The sequence below is a fragment of the Cupriavidus sp. SK-3 genome, from assembly GCF_000611145.1.
Classification (GTDB): Bacteria; Pseudomonadota; Gammaproteobacteria; order Burkholderiales; family Burkholderiaceae; genus Cupriavidus.
On sequence record NZ_JFJV02000014.1, the window covers coordinates 29553 to 45950 of the forward strand.

The window sequence follows — 16398 nt, forward strand, 5'->3', positions numbered from 1 at the left end:
CGAATCCAACCGCGCTCCCGCCGAGGCCAACGCCCCGGCCGCAGCCGACGAAAACAAGATCATCGCGGAACGGCGCGAGAAGCTGCAGGCCCTGCGTCAGCAAGGCGTGGCCTTCCCCAACGATTTCCGCCCGACCCACCAGGCCGCCGCACTGCACGAGCAGCACAGGGAGACCGACCAGCCCGCGCTGGAAGCCAGCCCGGTGGAAGTCGCCATCGCCGGCCGCATGATGCTCAAGCGGGTGATGGGCAAGGCCAGCTTCGCCACCGTGCAGGACGGCGGCGGCCAGATCCAGTTCTACATCACGCGCGACAAGGTCGGTGAAGACGTCTACGCGGCCTTCAAGCACTGGGACCTGGGCGACATCATCAGCGCGCGCGGCGTGCTGTTCCGCACCAACAAGGGCGAGTTGTCGGTACAGGTGCAGGAACTGCGCCTGCTGTCCAAGGCCCTGCGCCCGCTGCCGGACAAGTTCCACGGCCTGGCCGACCAGGAAACCAGGTACCGCCAGCGCTATGTCGACCTGATCGTGTCGCCGGAAACACGCGCCACCTTCCGCGCACGGACCAACGCGATCAGCTCGCTGCGCCGTCACATGGCCGACGCCGGCTTCATGGAAGTGGAAACGCCCATGCTGCACCCGATCCCGGGGGGCGCCACGGCCAAGCCGTTCATCACCCACCACAACGCGCTGGACATGCAGATGTTCATGCGTATCGCGCCCGAGCTGTACCTGAAGCGCCTGGTGGTAGGCGGCTTCGAACGCGTGTTCGAGATCAACCGCAACTTCCGCAACGAAGGGGTGAGCCCGCGCCACAACCCCGAGTTCACGATGATGGAGTTCTACGCGGCCTACACGGATTACCGCTGGCTGATGGACTTCACCGAGAACCTGATCCGCCAGGCCGCCATCGACGCGCGCGGCAGCGCCGTACTGAATTACCAGGGCCGCGAGCTGGATCTGTCCAAGCCCTTCCATCGCCTCACCATCACCCAGGCGATCCAGAAATACGCGCCGCAGTACACCGACGCGCAACTGGCGGATACCGAATTCCTGCGCGCGGAGCTGAAGAAGTTCGGCATCAACACCAGCGCACCGCAATTCCTCAACGCCGGCCTGGGCACGCTGCAACTGGTACTGTTCGAGGAAACCGCCGAGAGCCAGCTGTGGGAGCCGACCTTCATCGTCGACTACCCGGTGGAAGTCTCGCCGCTGGCGCGCGCCTCGGACACCCAGCCGGGCATCACCGAGCGCTTCGAGCTGTTTATCACCGGCCGCGAAATCGCCAACGGCTTCTCCGAGCTGAACGATGCCGAGGACCAGGCCGAGCGTTTCCGCAAGCAAGTGGACCAGAAGGATGCTGGCGACGAGGAAGCGATGTACTTCGACGCCGACTACATCCGCGCGCTCGAATACGGCATGCCTCCGACGGGCGGCTGCGGTATCGGCATCGACCGCCTGGTGATGCTGCTGACGGATAGCCCGAATATCCGCGACGTGATCCTGTTCCCGCATCTGCGCCGCGAGGACTGATGCGCGGTGGCGGCCTGATGCCGGCCGCCAGGCAACGAAAAAGCCCCATCCAAACGATGGGGCTTTTTCGTTTGCGCGCCAGTTTGTTACAAATAGCCTACCGGGAAGCGAGCGGAGTCCCACAGCAAACCACTGATTTAAAACGATTTTCCCGCCTACATAAGCTTACAAAATCAAACGGAAAACGGTGCCGCGTTCGGCCACACTGGTCTCATCGAAACGTTGACCGGCAGCATCCCTGACTGGCGGCGCTTCGCGAGGAAAACAATATGCCGAACCCGACCTTGCAGCCATCGAACGAACCCGCCCTGCCTTCCACATTGCCCGTGCAGCGCCGCCTGCATCCGCTGGTAGGCGCAGCCGCAGTGGCAATCGTGGTCGCCAGCCTGACCGCCGTCGCCGCGATGACCGGCGTGCTGCCCGTTAGCAAGGCGACGCAGGATGCGCCGCAATCACTGACCGCGCCGATTGCCGCCAACAATGCGCAGGCCGTCCAGCAAACCGCACCTGGCAGTACCACCCGCCCGCCCGAAGCGGCCGCCCCTGCGTTGGCACAGGCGCCAGCCGCCCCGCCCGCTCAGGCGCCCGCGCCCCGGCGGGCCACCCAGCGCAACGCCAACCCGGAAACAGGATATGGCCCCGAAGCGAGCCGCGCCGAGAACGGCGCCTCTGCGCAACGCCAGCCGGCGCAAGGCAGCGCGTACACCGGCCACATCGTGGCCATCACGCCGATCGAGACCGCCAAGCCCGCCACAGGCCTCGGCGCTGTCGGCGGCGCGGTGGTCGGCGGGCTGTTGGGCAACCAGATTGGCAAGGGCAACGGACGCATCCTGGGAACCGTGGCCGGCGCGGTAGGCGGCGGCTTTGCCGGCAACCAGATCGAAAAGACCGTGCGCAAGGACACTTCCTACCAGGTGCGCGTGCAGATGGACAATGGCAGCTACCGCACCTTCACCTATCATGCCGATCCTGGCGTGCAGGTAGGCCAGCGCGTGCGCTTGCAGGATGGTGTCCTGGTGACGGCCTGACCGGCCGGACTCCCGGAACACAATTGTCAAGAAAAGGGCCGGATCACCGGCCCTTTTACTTTTACTTTGACGTTCCCTTACTCCGCTTCTTCGATCCAGGCGGCCTGGATCGCTTCCAGGATCTTTTCACCCGAGCGCTCGGGCACGTCGGCGAAGCCGTCGAGCTCCAGGACCCAGCGGTGCAGGTCGGTGAATCGAATCGTGGTGGGGTCCACATCCGGGTACTTGTCGTACAGGGCGGCGGCGATATCGTAGGTGTCGGTCCACTTCATGAGGATTCTCTCTGTCAGGTCGGCAACGGGACGAGCAGGCGCACAGGCGCTCAGTGTCCTTCCTTGGCGTAATTGATGGTGTACTTGGGAATCTGCACGGTAAGGTCCTCGTCGGCAACGATAGCCTGGCACGAGAGCCGCGAGTTCGGCTCAAGCCCCCACGCCTTGTCCAGCAGGTCCTCTTCCTTCTCTTCCGGCTCGTTGAGAGAATTGAAGCCTTCGCGCACCACCACATGGCAGGTGGTGCAGGCGCACGACTTCTCGCAGGCATGCTCGATCTCGATGCCATGGCTGAGCAAGGCATCGCAGACGCTGGTTCCGGTCTTGGCTTCGAACACGGCGCCCTCGGGACAGAGTTCGACGTGGGGCAATACGATGATCTGTGGCATGAAATGTCCTGGATTTAGATACGGTGCGAGAGTCCTCGGGGATCAGCCCAGGTCCTCCACCTTGCGGCCAGCCAGCGCGCTCTTGATCGAGCGGTCCATCCGGCGGGCGGCGAATTCGTCGGTGCCATGGGACAGCGCTTCCACCGCTGCCTTGATGGCGTGGTGATCCTCGCCCTTGGCGATGTCGCCCGCTGCCGCGATCAGCCGCTCCACGCCGGCACGTTCTTCGTCCGAGAGCAGGTCGCCGTCGAGCTCCAGCGCGCGGTGCGTCGCTTCGATCAGGCGCGCGGCGTCCACGCGCTCTTCAGCCAGCGCGCGGCTCTTCATATCGTGCTCGGCTTCGCGGAAGCTGTCCTGCAGCATGCGAGCGATCTCGTCGTCGGCGAGCCCGTAGGATGGCTTGACAGTAATGGTCGCTTCCACGCCCGACTGCGTCTCGCGTGCGAACACCGACAACAGCCCGTCGGCGTCGACCTGGTAAGTCACGCGGATGCGTGCCGCGCCGGCCACCATCGGCGGAATGCCGCGCAACTCGAAGCGCGCCAGCGAGCGGCAGTCGCTTGCCAGTTCGCGTTCGCCCTGCAGCACATGGATGGCGATCGCGGTCTGGCCATCCTTGAACGTGGTGAACTCCTGCGCGCGCGCCACCGGGATGGTGCTGTTGCGCGGAATGATCTTTTCGACCAGTCCGCCCATGGTTTCCACGCCCAGCGACAGCGGGATCACGTCGAGCAGCAGCCAGTCCTCGCCCGGCGCACCGTTGCCGGCCAGCAGGTTGGCCTGCATCGCCGCGCCCAGCGCCACGACCCGGTCGGGATCGAGGTTCGTCAGCGGGCGCTGGCCGAAGAAATCGCCCACCGCCTTGCGCACCGAGGGCATGCGGGTCGCACCGCCGACCAGCACCACGCCCTTGACTTCGTCGGCCCCCACGCCCGCATCGCGCAGGGCCTTGCGCACCGGCGCCAGGGTCTTCTGCACCAGCGGCGCGGTCATCTCTACGAAGGCCGTTGCCGACAGCGTCAGGTGCACGATCTCGCCGCTGTCCAGCACTGCGTCGATCACCGTGGAATCGGCCTCCGACAGCGCTTCCTTGGCGGCGCGCGCGCGCACCATCAACAAGCGCATATCCTCGGCCGAGAGCGGTTGCAGGGCAGCTTGCTCGACAATCCAGCACATCAGGCGCTGATCGAAATCGTCCCCGCCAAGGGCGGAGTCGCCGCCGGTGGCCAGCACCTCGAACACACCCTTGCTGAGCTTGAGAATGGAGATATCGAAGGTGCCGCCACCGAGGTCGTACACCGCGTAGATGCCTTCGGACGCGTTATCCAGCCCGTAGGCGATCGCCGCCGCCGTCGGCTCGTTCAGCAGGCGCAGCACTTCCAGCCCCGCGAGCTGGGCGGCATCCTTGGTGGCCTGGCGCTGCGCGTCGTCGAAATAAGCGGGCACGGTAATCACCGCGCCGACCAGTTCGTCACCCAGCGAGTCTTCGGCGCGCTGGCGCAGCGTGGCCAGGATCTCCGCCGAAATCTCGACCGGGCTCTTCACGCCGGCCACGGTCTTGATCTGCACCATGCCAGGCGCGTCAACGAAATCGTAGGGACTATGTTCGATATGCGCGACGTCGCGCAGGCCGCGCCCCATGAAGCGCTTGACCGAGACGATGGTGTTCTTTGGGTCGTGCACCGCTTCTTCCTGCGCGCGGTAGCCGATCTGCGTGCCCTTGTTGGGCAGGTAGCGCACCACCGAAGGCAGCAGCGCGCGGCCGCTTTCATCGGTCAGGACTTCGGGAATGCTGTTGCGAACCGCCGCCACCAGCGAATTGGTCGTGCCGAGGTCGATGCCGACCGCTAGCCGCTTCTGGTGGGGTGCCGGCGACATGCCGGGTTCGGAGATCTGGAGCAGTGCCATGATGAATCGTCTTTATTCGTGCGGTGGCAAGGCAGCCTGTCACACAGGCTGGTCTTGCGCCGGGGCGCCATTGTGGCATGGCGGCGGCGAACGTGCCCGGAGGCGCTGAATCCTAGCCTTCCAGGCGGTCGATCGCCTCGCTGGTGTCGTGTTCGATCTTCTCGATGAACATCAATTGCCTGGCCGCGCCGCCGGCTGCCGCGTTGTCGCCGGCATCCAGCAGTGCGCCCAGCGCCGCGTGGCGCTCGCGCTTCTCGCCGCGCAACTCGCGCAGCAGCGCGTCGAGCCGGGCGACGTCCTTTTCCTCGACCGCTTCCTGCAGCGCCTCGCGCCATTCCATTTGCTGCATCAGGAAAGCCGGCGCCATGGCCGTATTGTTCTCGGCCTGGATATCCACGCCGCGCAGCGTCAGCAGGTAGATCGCGCGCTTGAGCGGCTGGCGCAGCGTGCGGTACGCCTCGTTGGCATGCGCGGCCCACTGCATGGCCACGCGGCGCTCGGCGTCGCCGGCATTGGCGAAGCGGTCCGGGTGCGCCTGCGACTGCACGGTCAGGTAGGCGGCGTCCAGCGCCGCCTCGTCGACTGCGTACCCCACCGGCAAGCCAAACAGGGCGAAATAATCGTCTTTCAACACCTTCCCCAACAAAAAGAGCGGCTGCGCCGCCCCTTTGAACTTCCTTCAGCGTAAAGCGGCGCGTCGGCCGCGCCGGCGATACCGCAATAAATTGCGCAGGCACCGGCCGGCAACGCGCTACACGCTTCGCGCCGCCCAATCTGCCGGCGGCTCCGCCCGATCGCACTTCAGGCAGTCCACCACCTCGCCGATCCGTGCCGCCCGGCCCTGCACCGTCAGCGTCCACGGACGCATCTGCCAGGGCGGGTCATGGCGCATATGCTGGCCATGACCGCAATCCAACTCTGCCACCCAATGGCTTTCGTCATCCTGGTGGAAGCCGACTATGCCGTGTTTCATCGCATTCTGCGCAAAGACGTCAGCCGCAGCGCGCTCAGACCCGGAACGACTCTCCGCAACCGCATTCGTCCTTGACATTGGGGTTGTTGAAACGGAACCCCTCGTTCAGGCCTTCGCGCGCAAAGTCCAGTTCCGTGCCATCGATATACGGCAGGCTCTTCGGATCGACGATCACCTTGATGCCGTGCGACTCGAATACGCTGTCTTCCGGCAACAGGTCATCGACGTATTCCAGCTTGTAGGCAAGGCCCGAGCAGCCGGTCGTCTTGACGCCGAGGCGCAGGCCAACGCCCTTGCCGCGGCGGTCCAGGTAGCGCGCCACATGCTTGGCGGCCTTCTCGGTAAGCGTGATCATCGGTGCTTTATCCCTTGATGGATCGCGGAACTCAGGCGGCCTTCTGTTCGGCGCCTTCGTGCTTCTTCTTGTAATCCTCGACCGCCGCCTTGATGGCGTCTTCGGCCAGGATCGAGCAATGGATCTTCACCGGCGGCAGCGCCAGTTCCTCGGCGATGTGGGTATTCTTGATTTCCAGTGCCTGATCCACGGTCTTGCCCTTGACCCACTCGGTCACGAGCGACGAGGATGCGATGGCCGAACCGCAGCCATAGGTCTTGAACTTGGCGTCTTCGATCACGCCAGCTTCATTGACCTTGATCTGCAGCTTCATGACGTCGCCGCAAGCCGGCGCACCGACCATGCCGGTCCCCACGGCGTCGTCGTTCTTGTCGAACGAGCCCACGTTGCGGGGGTTTTCATAGTGGTCGAGAACCTTCGTGCTGTATGACATTTTGGCTACCTCTTGGCGTAATTATGGGGGTCTTGCGGGGGTCTTGGCGCTTAGTGCGCGGCCCACTGGATGGAATTCAGGTCCACACCGTCCTTGAACATTTCCCACAGCGGCGACAGGTCGCGCAGCTTGGCGATCTTGCTCTTGAGCAGTTCGACGGTGTAATCGACTTCTTCCTCGGTGGTGAAACGGCCCACCGTAAAGCGAATCGAGCTGTGTGCCAGTTCGTCGTTGCGGCCAAGGGCGCGCAGCACGTACGAAGGCTCCAGCGACGCCGAGGTGCAGGCCGAGCCCGACGACACCGCCACGTCCTTGATCGCCATGATCAACGATTCGCCTTCGACAAAGTTGAAGCTGACATTCAGGTTGTGCGGCACACGCTGTTCCAGGTCGCCATTCAGGTAGACCTCTTCCATGCCCGACAGGCCGCGCCACAGGCGGTCGCGCAGCATGCGGATGCGCTCGTTTTCCGTGGCCATTTCCTCGCGGGCAATACGGAAGGCTTCGCCCATGCCGACGATCTGGTGCGTGGCCAGCGTGCCCGAGCGCATGCCGCGCTCGTGGCCGCCGCCGTGCATCTGCGCTTCCAGGCGCACGCGCGGCTTGCGGCGTACGTACAGCGCGCCAACGCCCTTGGGGCCATAGGTCTTGTGCGCCGAGAACGACATCAGGTCGCACTTCAGCGTGTTCAGGTCAATTGCCACCTTGCCGGTGGCCTGGGCCGCGTCGCAATGGAAAATAATGCCCTTGGCGCGGCAGATCTCGCCGATCTGCGCCACATCCTGGATCACGCCGATCTCGTTGTTCACCAGCATCACCGACACCAGGATCGTGTCGGGGCGGATCGCCGCCTTGAGCACTTCGATGTCGAGCAGGCCGTTTTCCTGCACGTCGAGATACGTCACCTCGAAGCCCTGGCGCTCCAGCTCGCGGGTGGTATCCAGCACGGCCTTGTGCTCGGTCTTCACCGTGATGAGGTGCTTGCCCTTGCCCGAGTAGAAATTGGCCGCGCCCTTGATGGCGAGGTTATTGGACTCGGTTGCGCCCGACGTCCAGACGATCTCGCGCGGATCGGCGCCAACCAGTGCGGCCACCTGCTCACGCGCCTCTTCCACCGCGCGTTCGGCATCCCAGCCGTAGGCGTGGCTGCGCGAAGCCGGATTGCCGAACTGTTCGCGCAGGTACGGAATCATCTTGTCCGCCACGCGCGGGTCTACCGGCGTGGTGGCCGAGTAATCCATGTAGATGGGGAAATGTGGGGTGCTCATCGTTATGACTGCCTTTTAGGGACCGCTATGCTTGATGTTTCTCTGTGCTCTCTGGCCGGCTGCCCGTCTTACGACTGAGCCAGGCTGAAAACCGAATTCACCACCCGCGGACGCGCGGGCTTTTCCTGTTTGTCCGCCTTGCCCAGTGGCACGGCCACGGCTTGCGCCACCGACTCTTCGCGCATGTCGTGCAACACCGCGGGGGATTTGGCGCGCTGCTGGTCGACCAGGTTCTTCAGGGAGACGGAATCGAGATACTCGACCATTTTCTGGTTCAGCGTGGCCCACAGCTCGTGGGTCATGCAGCGACCGGTTCCCTCATCTCCGTTACAATTACCTTTTCCGCCGCACTGGGTCGCGTCGAGCGGCTCGTCGACAGCGATGATGATGTCGGCCACCGTGACGTCCTCCGCCTTGCGGGCAAGGCTGTAGCCGCCGCCCGGACCGCGCACGCTCTCCACGATCTCGTGGCGACGCAGCTTACCGAACAGCTGCTCGAGGTAAGAGAGGGAAATTTTCTGGCGCTGGCTGATGCCCGCTAGCGTAACGGGGCCCTGATCCTGGCGCATGGCCAGGTCGATCATGGCGGTTACCGCGAAGCGGCCTTTGGTCGTCAGTCTCATGATGCTGGGGAGTACTTGATCATTTTGGTCAAGTATAAAAGAAGTCGACTAATTCAGTCAAGTACCCCTGCCGCATTGCATCAAACCCGCCCCTCCCCCACCGGCGCCGCCGTCTCTGGCGCGCGCGGAGGCACGATCAGGGACCAGGGGTTTTTCAGGATGCGCTGCCGCACGGCCGCGCTCAGCGCCCGGCGGTCTACCCGACGCAGGCTGCGTGAGCGCAACGCCATATTGAAAGCCAGGGCGAAACTCACTGCCACATTGAGCAAGCCCATCAGCGCAATGCCCGCCACCGCCAGCCAGAACGAAGGCATTTTCAGCACACCGAGACCCAGCACGCCAATCGAGGTGCCCACCGCCCCGGTCGACAACGTGACGTGGCGCACCTCCATATGCGGACCGAAGAAGCTGAGGATCTCCGGCCCCAGACCGAGCAGCAGGCCAAGCGAGACATTGGCCGCGACCCCCGACATATTGCGCTTCCAGAAATCCGCCATGCGCGCCGCACCCTGCACGCCCAGCACATAGCGCAGGCGGCGGTTATACGCCATCACGTCGTGCACCTTGTGCAGCGCGAACCAGTTGTCGGCCCAGCCTGCCACCAGGCTGGACAGCCACAGCAACACGCCGGTGAAGATGGCATAGACAGGCGTGGGACCGAGAATGGAGAAGGACTCAATGGTGGCGATCGCCTTCGCCGGTGTGATCAGGTTGGCACCCAGGAAGCGATTGGCCAGCCACTGGATGGCCAGCGCGACCGGAAACACTGCCGCGAGGTTGCCGAAGATCGCCGCGGCGTTCGAGCGAATCATCGCGATGGTGTCATCGACAAAGATCTCCCTGCCTTCTGGCCTGCCGACCGCGTCGAGCCGGTGCGCCAGCGCCGGGCCGGTCATCGCCGGCTGCTTGGTGGCCAGCGTGAAATGCGCGAAGTGAATCACCAGGAAGCTGCCCGCATAGTTGAGCGAGGCAAGCAGGCCCTCGATGAACTTGTCCAGGTGCAACCCGTAGATCAGAAACTTGAGATAGACCGTGCCCACGGTGATCAGGCCGCCGCCGGCCGCGGCCCGCATCAGATCGCGGTACTCGCGGCGGTCGCGCGTGATGTAGTGCTCGCCGGTTTCGGCAGAGCGCTCCACTACCTTGCGCGCCAGTTGCGAGAACGAAGTGCCCGCCAGATGGACGATGCTGCGGCGCGCCTGGGTGGAACGAATCAACGCCGCAATCAGATGGGCATGCCGGTCGCGCCGCTGCGGCTCGACCCAGGTTGCCAGCAACAGCTCGATGCGCGCGAGCCGCACTTTCATGCGCTCGATCTGGAACACGACCTCCACAGAAACGCCATTCTCTTCGAGATCGTCGTACACACGCTGGGCCGCCTGGTGGCAGCCGTCAAGTAGTGCACGGAAATAGTTGAGGCGGTGCGCGAACGCCTCGCCACCGTGCTGCGCGGCCCCCTCCTCGCACAAGGCCTCGGCGGCGCTGCCCAGGCGGAAGAACGGCGTGTCCTGCACCTTGCCACTGAGGCGCGAGCGGATCGCCTGGCTCAGCCCCGTGGCGCGAACCTGACTCACCAGCACCTGGATGCTGGTGGCCAGCGTGCGATCAAAACGATCCCATTCCGGCATCGCGGCGGCATCGCCCGCTGCCTCCGGGTCGTCCGCGCGCAACACGGCAGTCAGCCCCTCGAGCAACTCGCCGTCCAGCGCCTCGACCCAGTCGGCATCGTTGCCGTCGATAAACAGCAGCGCAAACAGGCTCGCCAGATCGCCGCGATTGGGCGGCGGCGGCAGGAAGCGCGCCTGTAGCCGATCGAGCACCTCGCTCCAGAAGCCCGGGTGAGACGCCACGCCGGTATCGCAAAGCAAGGCAGTGGGATCGTTGTCGCGCACCAGCGAGCGCACCAGGCTGGCAAAGCGCCCCGCCACCTCCGGGTTGCGGCCAAGCACCTGCAGCAGGTAGCGCAACCGAACGTGCTCGCGGCGGCTCTTGTCGGCCGCCATGCCTTCGGTGCCAGGCAGCCCGTCGCGCCGGATCCAGTAGCCCAGTTCGATCAGCCAGCTGTTACGGTCCGCCAGCGGTGCCTCCGGGTCCGCGGCCGCCAGGATTGCGTCGAGTTGCAGGCTGGCATTGCGCGATTCGCGCCATTTGCGGAACAGGGAACGAAACATGAAACCTCATGAAAATTAAACAACGGCCGGAAGGGTTCGCGCCGCCGGTCAGGCTGCGCCGTCCAGCCTATTTGCGAGCAGCATGGCGACCACGCCATCGCAGGCGTCCTCCACGTAATCGAGCACGCGTTCGAAGCCGTCGCCCTCGCCATAATAGGGATCCGGCACTTCATCCGCGGCGTGGCGGCTGGCGAAGCTCATCAACAAGCGCAACTTGTCCTGACTGCCAGGCGGGCTGATTGCGCGCAGAGCCGCCAGGTTGTCATGGTCCATGGCCAATAGCAGATCGAAACGCGCGAAATCCTGCACCACCGCCAGCCGCGCGCGTTGCGCGGAGAGATCGTAGCCACGGGCCAGCGCATGGCGCTGCGAGCGCGCATCCGGTGCCCGCCCGACGTGGTAGCCATGCGTGCCCGCCGAATCCAGCTCGACCAGATCGACCAGCCCCGCCGATTCCAGTTTGGCNNNNCAGTTTGGCGCGCATCACGCCTTCAGCAGTTGGCGAGCGGCAAATATTGCCCATGCAGCACATGAGAATGGCGTATTTCTTCATAGGAATCAGATACCCGAGGTTCATTCAGGAAGCGAAAGTGCAGCCAGGCCGCTGATACGTCCCGATGAAATCAATCACCTGCAGCACGCCTTGGGCAGCCGCGGCAATCCTTCACGAATTTTGCAGGCCGAATTCTACCCGCTGCCGCCCACGCGAACCGCCACGACCAGAAGGCGCCGCGGTTGCGGTTCGAAGTCGAAAAAAGCACTGAGGGCGGCGAGAAGCGAAGGACCGCGATGGCAATCAAGCCACCCGGCCCGCTGCATCGTGGCAAATTAGCTGACGCAAAGTCGTCACCCGCTCATAATCGCGTAGTGAATATCCGCCCTAGCCATCTCCTGATATCGCCCATCCTGCTTTGCGCAAGCCTTGCGGGCGCCGCCGAACCTGCCGTGGGTGCCACCCCCGACTCAGGTTGTGAAAACCTGCTCACCGTCGTCCGCCGCAGCCTGGAGGATGAAATCGGCTCGGCATGCCCGGCGTTGGTTCCGGGGCCGGGCACGGCGTGCGCTGCGCAGCGCGAACCGCTGCGCGCCATCGTGGATTTCATCGGCAAGCGCCACGACGCTGATGCCGATGCGTGCGAAACCCTGCTGGAAGTCAACAAGCGCCTGCGATCGCTCCCACCAAAGGGCTAGGCCACGCCCCTCGCCTGCCTTTGCAGCCGCGCGGGCCCGCCGGCCCGAAGGACTGGCCGGCGGCGGCGCGACTCAGGGCAGCTTGGCCGCCAACACGTCCAGCTTCTCGATGGAAGGCGGCTTGGCGAACAGGTCGGGGGCCTTCGCCATCAAGGCTGCCGCGACCTTGCCCGAGAGATGGGCCTGGCGCCCGGCCTCATCGGGGAACGCATCGAAGATGCCGTACATGGACGGCCCGAGGCGAAGCGCGAACCATGCAGTGGTGCCGGTTTCCTCCTGCACCAGCGGCAGGCCGCCAAGCAGGAATTCCTCTATTTCCTTTTCCTTGCCGGGCTTCGCGTGCAGCGGAACCCACAGAGCGAACTTGACCATGAGCAGTCTCCTCACTACCGTCCGGGATTCCAACTATAGTCGGTAGCAAGGCCAGCGCCCGCATGCCACAGACGCGAGCGCCCTCAGGACGCGGCCGCGGCCGGCGGCAAGTGCTCCCCGTCGCCGCTGGCGCCGAATACCTGCCGCTTGAGCTTGGCCAACTGGTCGCGCACCTGCCCGGCCTTCTCGAACTCGAGATTCTTGGCGTGCTCGAACATTTGCTTTTCCAGCCGCTTGATCTCCTTCGCGACCTGCTTCTCGCTCATGTCTTCGTACTTGGCGCGCTCTTCCGCGGCCAGCAGTTCCGCCTTCACCTCGCCCGGGTCGTAGACCCCGTCGATGATGTCCTTGATACGCTTGACGACGCCGCGCGGCACGATGCCGTTGGCTTCGTTGAAGGCAACCTGCTTGGCTCGCCGCCGCTCGGTCTCACCGATCGCCCGCTTCATCGAATCGGTCATCCGGTCGGCATAGAGAATGGCGGTGCCGTTCACGTTACGGGCAGCGCGGCCGATGGTCTGGATCAGCGAACGTTCGGCCCGCAGGAAGCCTTCCTTGTCCGCGTCGAGAATGGCCACCAGCGAGACTTCCGGGATATCCAGGCCCTCGCGCAGCAGGTTGATGCCGACCAGCACATCGAAGGTGCCCAGCCGCAGATCGCGGATGATCTCCACGCGCTCCACGGTATCGATGTCCGAGTGCAGGTAGCGGACCTTGACGCCGTTCTCGGTCAGGAACTCCGTGAGCTGCTCGGCCATGCGCTTGGTGAGCGTGGTCACCAGCACGCGCTCTCCGACGGCTACCTTCTGGTGGATCTCGGACAGCAGATCGTCGACCTGCGTGGTCGCCGGACGCACGTGGATGATCGGATCGACCAGCCCCGTGGGCCGCACCACCTGCTCCACCACCTGCCCCGCATGCTCGTTCTCGTAGTTGGACGGCGTGGCCGAGACAAACATGCCCTGCCGCATCTTGCCCTCGAACTCCGCGAACTTCAGCGGACGGTTGTCCAGCGCGGAGGGCAGCCGGAAGCCATAGTCGACCAGGGTGGTCTTGCGCGCCCTGTCGCCGTTATACATGCCGTTGAACTGACCCATCAGCACGTGCGACTCATCCAGGAACATCAACGCATCGGACGGCAGGTAGTCGACCAGCGTGGGCGGCGGGTCGCCCGGCTTTGCGCCCGACAGGTGGCGCGAATAGTTCTCGATGCCCTTGCAGAAACCCAGCTCGGACAGCATTTCCAGGTCGAAGCGGGAGCGCTGCTCCAGCCGTTGCGCCTCCACCAGCTTGTTCTCCTTGTAGAAGAAGTCCAGGCGCTCACGCAGTTCGACCTTGATATCCTCGATCGCCCGCAGCACCGTTTCGCGCGGAGTCACATAGTGGCTTGAAGGATAGACCGTGAAACGCGGGATCTTCTGGCGCACGCGCCCGGTCAGCGGATCGAAGAACTGCAGCGAATCGATCTCGTCATCGAACATGTCGACACGCACCGCCAGCTCGGCATGCTCGGCCGGGAAGATATCCAGCGTATCGCCTCGCACGCGGAAGGTGCCGCGCTGGAAATCGGTCTCGTTGCGGGTGTACTGCATGGCGATCAGGCGCGCAATCACATCGCGCTGGCTGATCTTGTCGCCCGTGCGCAGCGTCAGGATCATCTTGTGGTATTCGGACGGGTTGCCGATACCGTAGATGGCCGAGACGCTGGCCACGATGATGGTGTCGCGCCGCTCCAGCAGGCTCTTGGTGGCCGACAGCCGCATCTGCTCGATATGCTCGTTGATCGAGGAATCCTTCTCGATGAACAGGTCGCGCTGCGGCACGTAGGCTTCGGGCTGGTAGTAATCGTAGTAGCTGACGAAGTACTCGACGGCATTGCGCGGGAAGAACTCGCGGAACTCGGAATACAGCTGCGCGGCCAGCGTCTTGTTGGGCGCGAACACGATGGCCGGACGCCCCATGCGGGCAATCACATTGGCCATGGTGAAGGTCTTGCCCGAACCGGTCACCCCCAGCAGGGTCTGGTAGGACAGACCATCCTCCACCCCCTCGACCAGCTGGCGGATCGCCTCGGGCTGGTCGCCAGCCGGCAGATAAGGCTGGTAAAGCTGGAACGGCGAACCGGGAAAGGTCGCGAACTTCTCTTCATCCAGCGCGGGTGCGACTTCAACGAGATTCGACATAGGCTGGTAGGGGAAAACCTCAGGAAAACGGGCAGATACGCTAGAATCTTGGGGTTGGCGGCCAGGTATCAAGATGGGGGCCGCCCGCACTCCCGAGCGCAGTCCGGAGCATTCTACGCCTTCCCGTTTTGTTACATAGTTGACCACGAGATCCCAAATGAGTTTGTTTTCTGCCGTCGAGATGGCCCCGCGCGACCCGATCCTGGGCCTGAATGAAGCCTTCAATGCCGATACCCGTGCGACCAAGGTCAATCTGGGTGTTGGCGTGTACTTCACCGACGAAGGGAAAATCCCTCTGCTGCGCGCCGTGCAGGAAGCCGAGAAGGCCCGCCTGACCACCGCCACCCCGCGCGGCTACCTGCCGATCGAAGGCATCGCCGCCTACGACCAGGCCGTGCAGACCCTGCTGTTCGGCAAGGAATCGCCGCTGATCACCGAAGGCCGCGTAGTGACGGCCCAGGCACTCGGCGGCACTGGCGCGCTCAAGATCGGCGCCGACTTCCTCAAGCGCCTGTATCCGGACGCCAAGGTCGCCATCAGCGACCCGAGCTGGGAAAACCACCGCGCCCTGTTCGAGGCAGCCGGCTTCCCCGTGATCAACTACACCTATTACGACGCCCCCAGCCACGGCCTGAATTTCACCGGCATGGTGGAATCGCTGAAGTCGTACGCGGCCAACACCATCGTCGTGCTGCACGCCTGCTGCCACAACCCGACCGGTGTCGACCTCTCGCCCGAGCAATGGAAGCAAGTGGTGGAACTGATCAAGGAACGCAACCTGATCCCGTTCCTCGACATGGCCTACCAGGGCTTCGCCGATGGCATCGACCCGGACGGTGCGGCAGTGCGCCTGTTCGCCGAATCCGGCCTGCCGTTCTTCGTCTCGAGCTCGTTCTCGAAGAGCTTCTCGCTGTACGGCGAGCGCGTGGGCGCGCTGTCGATCGTCACCACTGGCAAGGAAGAAGCCCAGCGCGTGATGTCGCAGGTCAAGCGCGTCATTCGCACCAACTACTCCAACCCGCCGACCCATGGCGGCACCGTGGTCGCCACCGTGCTGAACAGCCCCGAGCTGCGCGCCATGTGGGAACAGGAGCTGGGCGAAATGCGTGACCGCATCAAGCTGATGCGCCATGCGCTGGTGGACAAGCTGGCCGCCAAGGGCGTGCCGGGCGACTTCTCGTTCGTCAAGGCCCAGCGCGGCATGTTCTCGTACTCGGGCCTGAACTCGGCGCAAGTGGACCTCCTGCGCAACGAGCATGGCATCTACGCCGTGGGCACCGGCCGCATCTGCGTAGCAGCGCTCAACAGCCGCAACATCGACGCGGTGGTCGACGCCATCGCCGCCGTGCTGTAACGGTAAAGGCGTAAAGTGGACGAAAAGGCGACTTCGGTCGCCTTTTCCACGTCTGGCCGCATCTTTTTACATTTTTTTGGATTTGTCAGCCAGAAGTACAGCGTTTGTCCTATTGTCTTTTTCCGATGCAAGCGTACCTTAGGGTATATGCTGCATCGCACGATCGTTCGATAACGAGCATAATCGGTAACACATTAGCAATTCTGTGTTTGTTGCATTCGTAATATCAAGGCGTTGAATTCCAGCTTCGCCCCCAGCCTGATAGGGACCCGTCATGCTTTACCAGCTGCACGAATTCCAGCGCTCGATGCTGCACCCGCTTACCGCGTGGGCGCAGGCTACAG

At 64.0% G+C, this 16398-nt stretch carries 17 protein-coding genes and 1 pseudogene; 4 read left to right on the forward strand and 14 right to left on the reverse strand.

The window, feature by feature from the left end:
* On the forward strand, positions 1–1534 hold a 1534-nt coding region (gene lysS / locus CF70_RS01010), incomplete at its 5' end, for a lysine--tRNA ligase (RefSeq protein ID WP_035859300.1).
* Between the two features lie 269 nt (positions 1535–1803).
* A complete protein-coding gene (locus CF70_RS01015) occupies positions 1804–2562 on the forward strand; it encodes a glycine zipper 2TM domain-containing protein (RefSeq protein ID WP_035859237.1) in 759 nt (252 codons plus the stop codon).
* Positions 2563–2639: 77 nt separating this feature from the next.
* Here CF70_RS01015 and iscX read toward each other — a convergent pair whose 3' ends face one another.
* The 12 genes and pseudogenes from iscX to CF70_RS37240 form a co-directional block, all read right to left on the reverse strand.
* Positions 2640–2834, reverse strand: a complete 195-nt coding sequence (iscX, locus tag CF70_RS01020; RefSeq protein ID WP_035859239.1) for a Fe-S cluster assembly protein IscX — start codon at positions 2832–2834, stop codon at positions 2640–2642.
* 50 nt (positions 2835–2884) lie between these two features.
* Positions 2885–3223 carry an ISC system 2Fe-2S type ferredoxin gene (gene fdx / locus CF70_RS01025; protein ID WP_035859241.1) on the reverse strand — a complete coding sequence of 113 codons (339 nt, stop codon included), beginning with the start codon at positions 3221–3223 and terminating at the stop codon, positions 2885–2887.
* 42 nt (positions 3224–3265) lie between these two features.
* Positions 3266–5131, reverse strand: coding sequence for a Fe-S protein assembly chaperone HscA (gene hscA, locus CF70_RS01030; RefSeq protein ID WP_035859245.1), 1866 nt, complete (start codon positions 5129–5131; stop codon positions 3266–3268).
* Between the two features lie 112 nt (positions 5132–5243).
* A complete protein-coding gene (hscB, locus tag CF70_RS01035; protein WP_035859303.1) occupies positions 5244–5762 on the reverse strand; it encodes a Fe-S protein assembly co-chaperone HscB in 519 nt (172 codons plus the stop codon).
* 120 nt (positions 5763–5882) lie between these two features.
* A complete protein-coding gene (locus tag CF70_RS01040; protein WP_035859247.1) occupies positions 5883–6104 on the reverse strand; it encodes a DUF3565 domain-containing protein in 222 nt (73 codons plus the stop codon).
* Between the two features lie 34 nt (positions 6105–6138).
* A complete protein-coding gene (gene iscA, locus CF70_RS01045) occupies positions 6139–6459 on the reverse strand; it encodes an iron-sulfur cluster assembly protein IscA (protein ID WP_017229301.1) in 321 nt (106 codons plus the stop codon).
* 31 nt (positions 6460–6490) lie between these two features.
* Positions 6491–6892, reverse strand: coding sequence for a Fe-S cluster assembly scaffold IscU (gene iscU, locus CF70_RS01050; RefSeq protein ID WP_006160178.1), 402 nt, complete (start codon positions 6890–6892; stop codon positions 6491–6493).
* 50 nt (positions 6893–6942) lie between these two features.
* On the reverse strand, positions 6943–8166 hold the full coding sequence (locus CF70_RS01055) for an IscS subfamily cysteine desulfurase (protein WP_304413161.1): 1224 nt from the start codon (positions 8164–8166) through the stop codon (positions 6943–6945).
* Between the two features lie 62 nt (positions 8167–8228).
* Entirely contained in the window at positions 8229–8783 is a 555-nt protein-coding gene (iscR, locus tag CF70_RS01060) for a Fe-S cluster assembly transcriptional regulator IscR (RefSeq protein WP_035859280.1), read from the reverse strand.
* Between the two features lie 80 nt (positions 8784–8863).
* Entirely contained in the window at positions 8864–10954 is a 2091-nt protein-coding gene (locus tag CF70_RS01065) for a site-specific recombinase (protein WP_035859282.1), read from the reverse strand.
* A 48-nt stretch (positions 10955–11002) separates the two neighbouring features.
* Positions 11003–11419: low molecular weight protein-tyrosine-phosphatase (locus CF70_RS01070; RefSeq protein ID WP_235184842.1), on the reverse strand; the 417-nt coding region annotated here is incomplete at its 5' end.
* A 4-nt stretch (positions 11420–11423) separates the two neighbouring features.
* A pseudogene (locus CF70_RS37240) lies at positions 11424–11507 on the reverse strand (low molecular weight phosphotyrosine protein phosphatase); the annotation flags it as partial.
* Between the two features lie 182 nt (positions 11508–11689).
* Between CF70_RS37240 and CF70_RS01075 the strand changes: the two are divergent.
* The gene (locus tag CF70_RS01075) at positions 11690–12145 is read left to right on the forward strand and encodes a hypothetical protein (protein ID WP_152561655.1); all 456 of its coding nucleotides are present in this window, start codon (positions 11690–11692) and stop codon (positions 12143–12145) included.
* A 72-nt stretch (positions 12146–12217) separates the two neighbouring features.
* Here CF70_RS01075 and CF70_RS01080 read toward each other — a convergent pair whose 3' ends face one another.
* Entirely contained in the window at positions 12218–12517 is a 300-nt protein-coding gene (locus tag CF70_RS01080) for a putative quinol monooxygenase (protein WP_035859285.1), read from the reverse strand.
* An 83-nt stretch (positions 12518–12600) separates the two neighbouring features.
* A complete protein-coding gene (uvrB, locus tag CF70_RS01085; protein ID WP_035859287.1) occupies positions 12601–14700 on the reverse strand; it encodes an excinuclease ABC subunit UvrB in 2100 nt (699 codons plus the stop codon).
* 157 nt (positions 14701–14857) lie between these two features.
* Here uvrB and CF70_RS01090 point away from each other — a divergent pair, with 157 nt between their 5' ends.
* The gene (locus CF70_RS01090) at positions 14858–16054 is read left to right on the forward strand and encodes an amino acid aminotransferase (protein WP_035859289.1); all 1197 of its coding nucleotides are present in this window, start codon (positions 14858–14860) and stop codon (positions 16052–16054) included.
* Positions 16055–16398: the final 344 nt, after the last annotated feature.

Bases quoted from the DNA above. Each gene is read 5' to 3' on its own strand.
- CF70_RS01065 (WP_035859282.1), bottom strand. From the start codon at position 10,954: ATGTTTCGTTCCCTGTTCCGCAAATGGCGCGAATCGCGCAATGCCAGC.
- CF70_RS01040 (WP_035859247.1), bottom strand. From the start codon at position 6,104: ATGAAACACGGCATAGTCGGCTTCCACCAGGATGACGAAAGCCATTGG.
- iscU (WP_006160178.1), bottom strand. From the start codon at position 6,892: ATGTCATACAGCACGAAGGTTCTCGACCACTATGAAAACCCCCGCAAC.
- iscR (WP_035859280.1), bottom strand. From the start codon at position 8,783: ATGAGACTGACGACCAAAGGCCGCTTCGCGGTAACCGCCATGATCGAC.
- hscA (WP_035859245.1), bottom strand. From the start codon at position 5,131: ATGGCACTGCTCCAGATCTCCGAACCCGGCATGTCGCCGGCACCCCAC.
- CF70_RS01080 (WP_035859285.1), bottom strand. From the start codon at position 12,517: ATGGTCAAGTTCGCTCTGTGGGTTCCGCTGCACGCGAAGCCCGGCAAG.
- iscA (WP_017229301.1), bottom strand. From the start codon at position 6,459: ATGATCACGCTTACCGAGAAGGCCGCCAAGCATGTGGCGCGCTACCTG.
- uvrB (WP_035859287.1), bottom strand. From the start codon at position 14,700: ATGTCGAATCTCGTTGAAGTCGCACCCGCGCTGGATGAAGAGAAGTTC.
- CF70_RS01015 (WP_035859237.1), top strand. From the start codon at position 1,804: ATGCCGAACCCGACCTTGCAGCCATCGAACGAACCCGCCCTGCCTTCC.
- fdx (WP_035859241.1), bottom strand. From the start codon at position 3,223: ATGCCACAGATCATCGTATTGCCCCACGTCGAACTCTGTCCCGAGGGC.
- iscX (WP_035859239.1), bottom strand. From the start codon at position 2,834: ATGAAGTGGACCGACACCTACGATATCGCCGCCGCCCTGTACGACAAG.
- CF70_RS01090 (WP_035859289.1), top strand. From the start codon at position 14,858: ATGAGTTTGTTTTCTGCCGTCGAGATGGCCCCGCGCGACCCGATCCTG.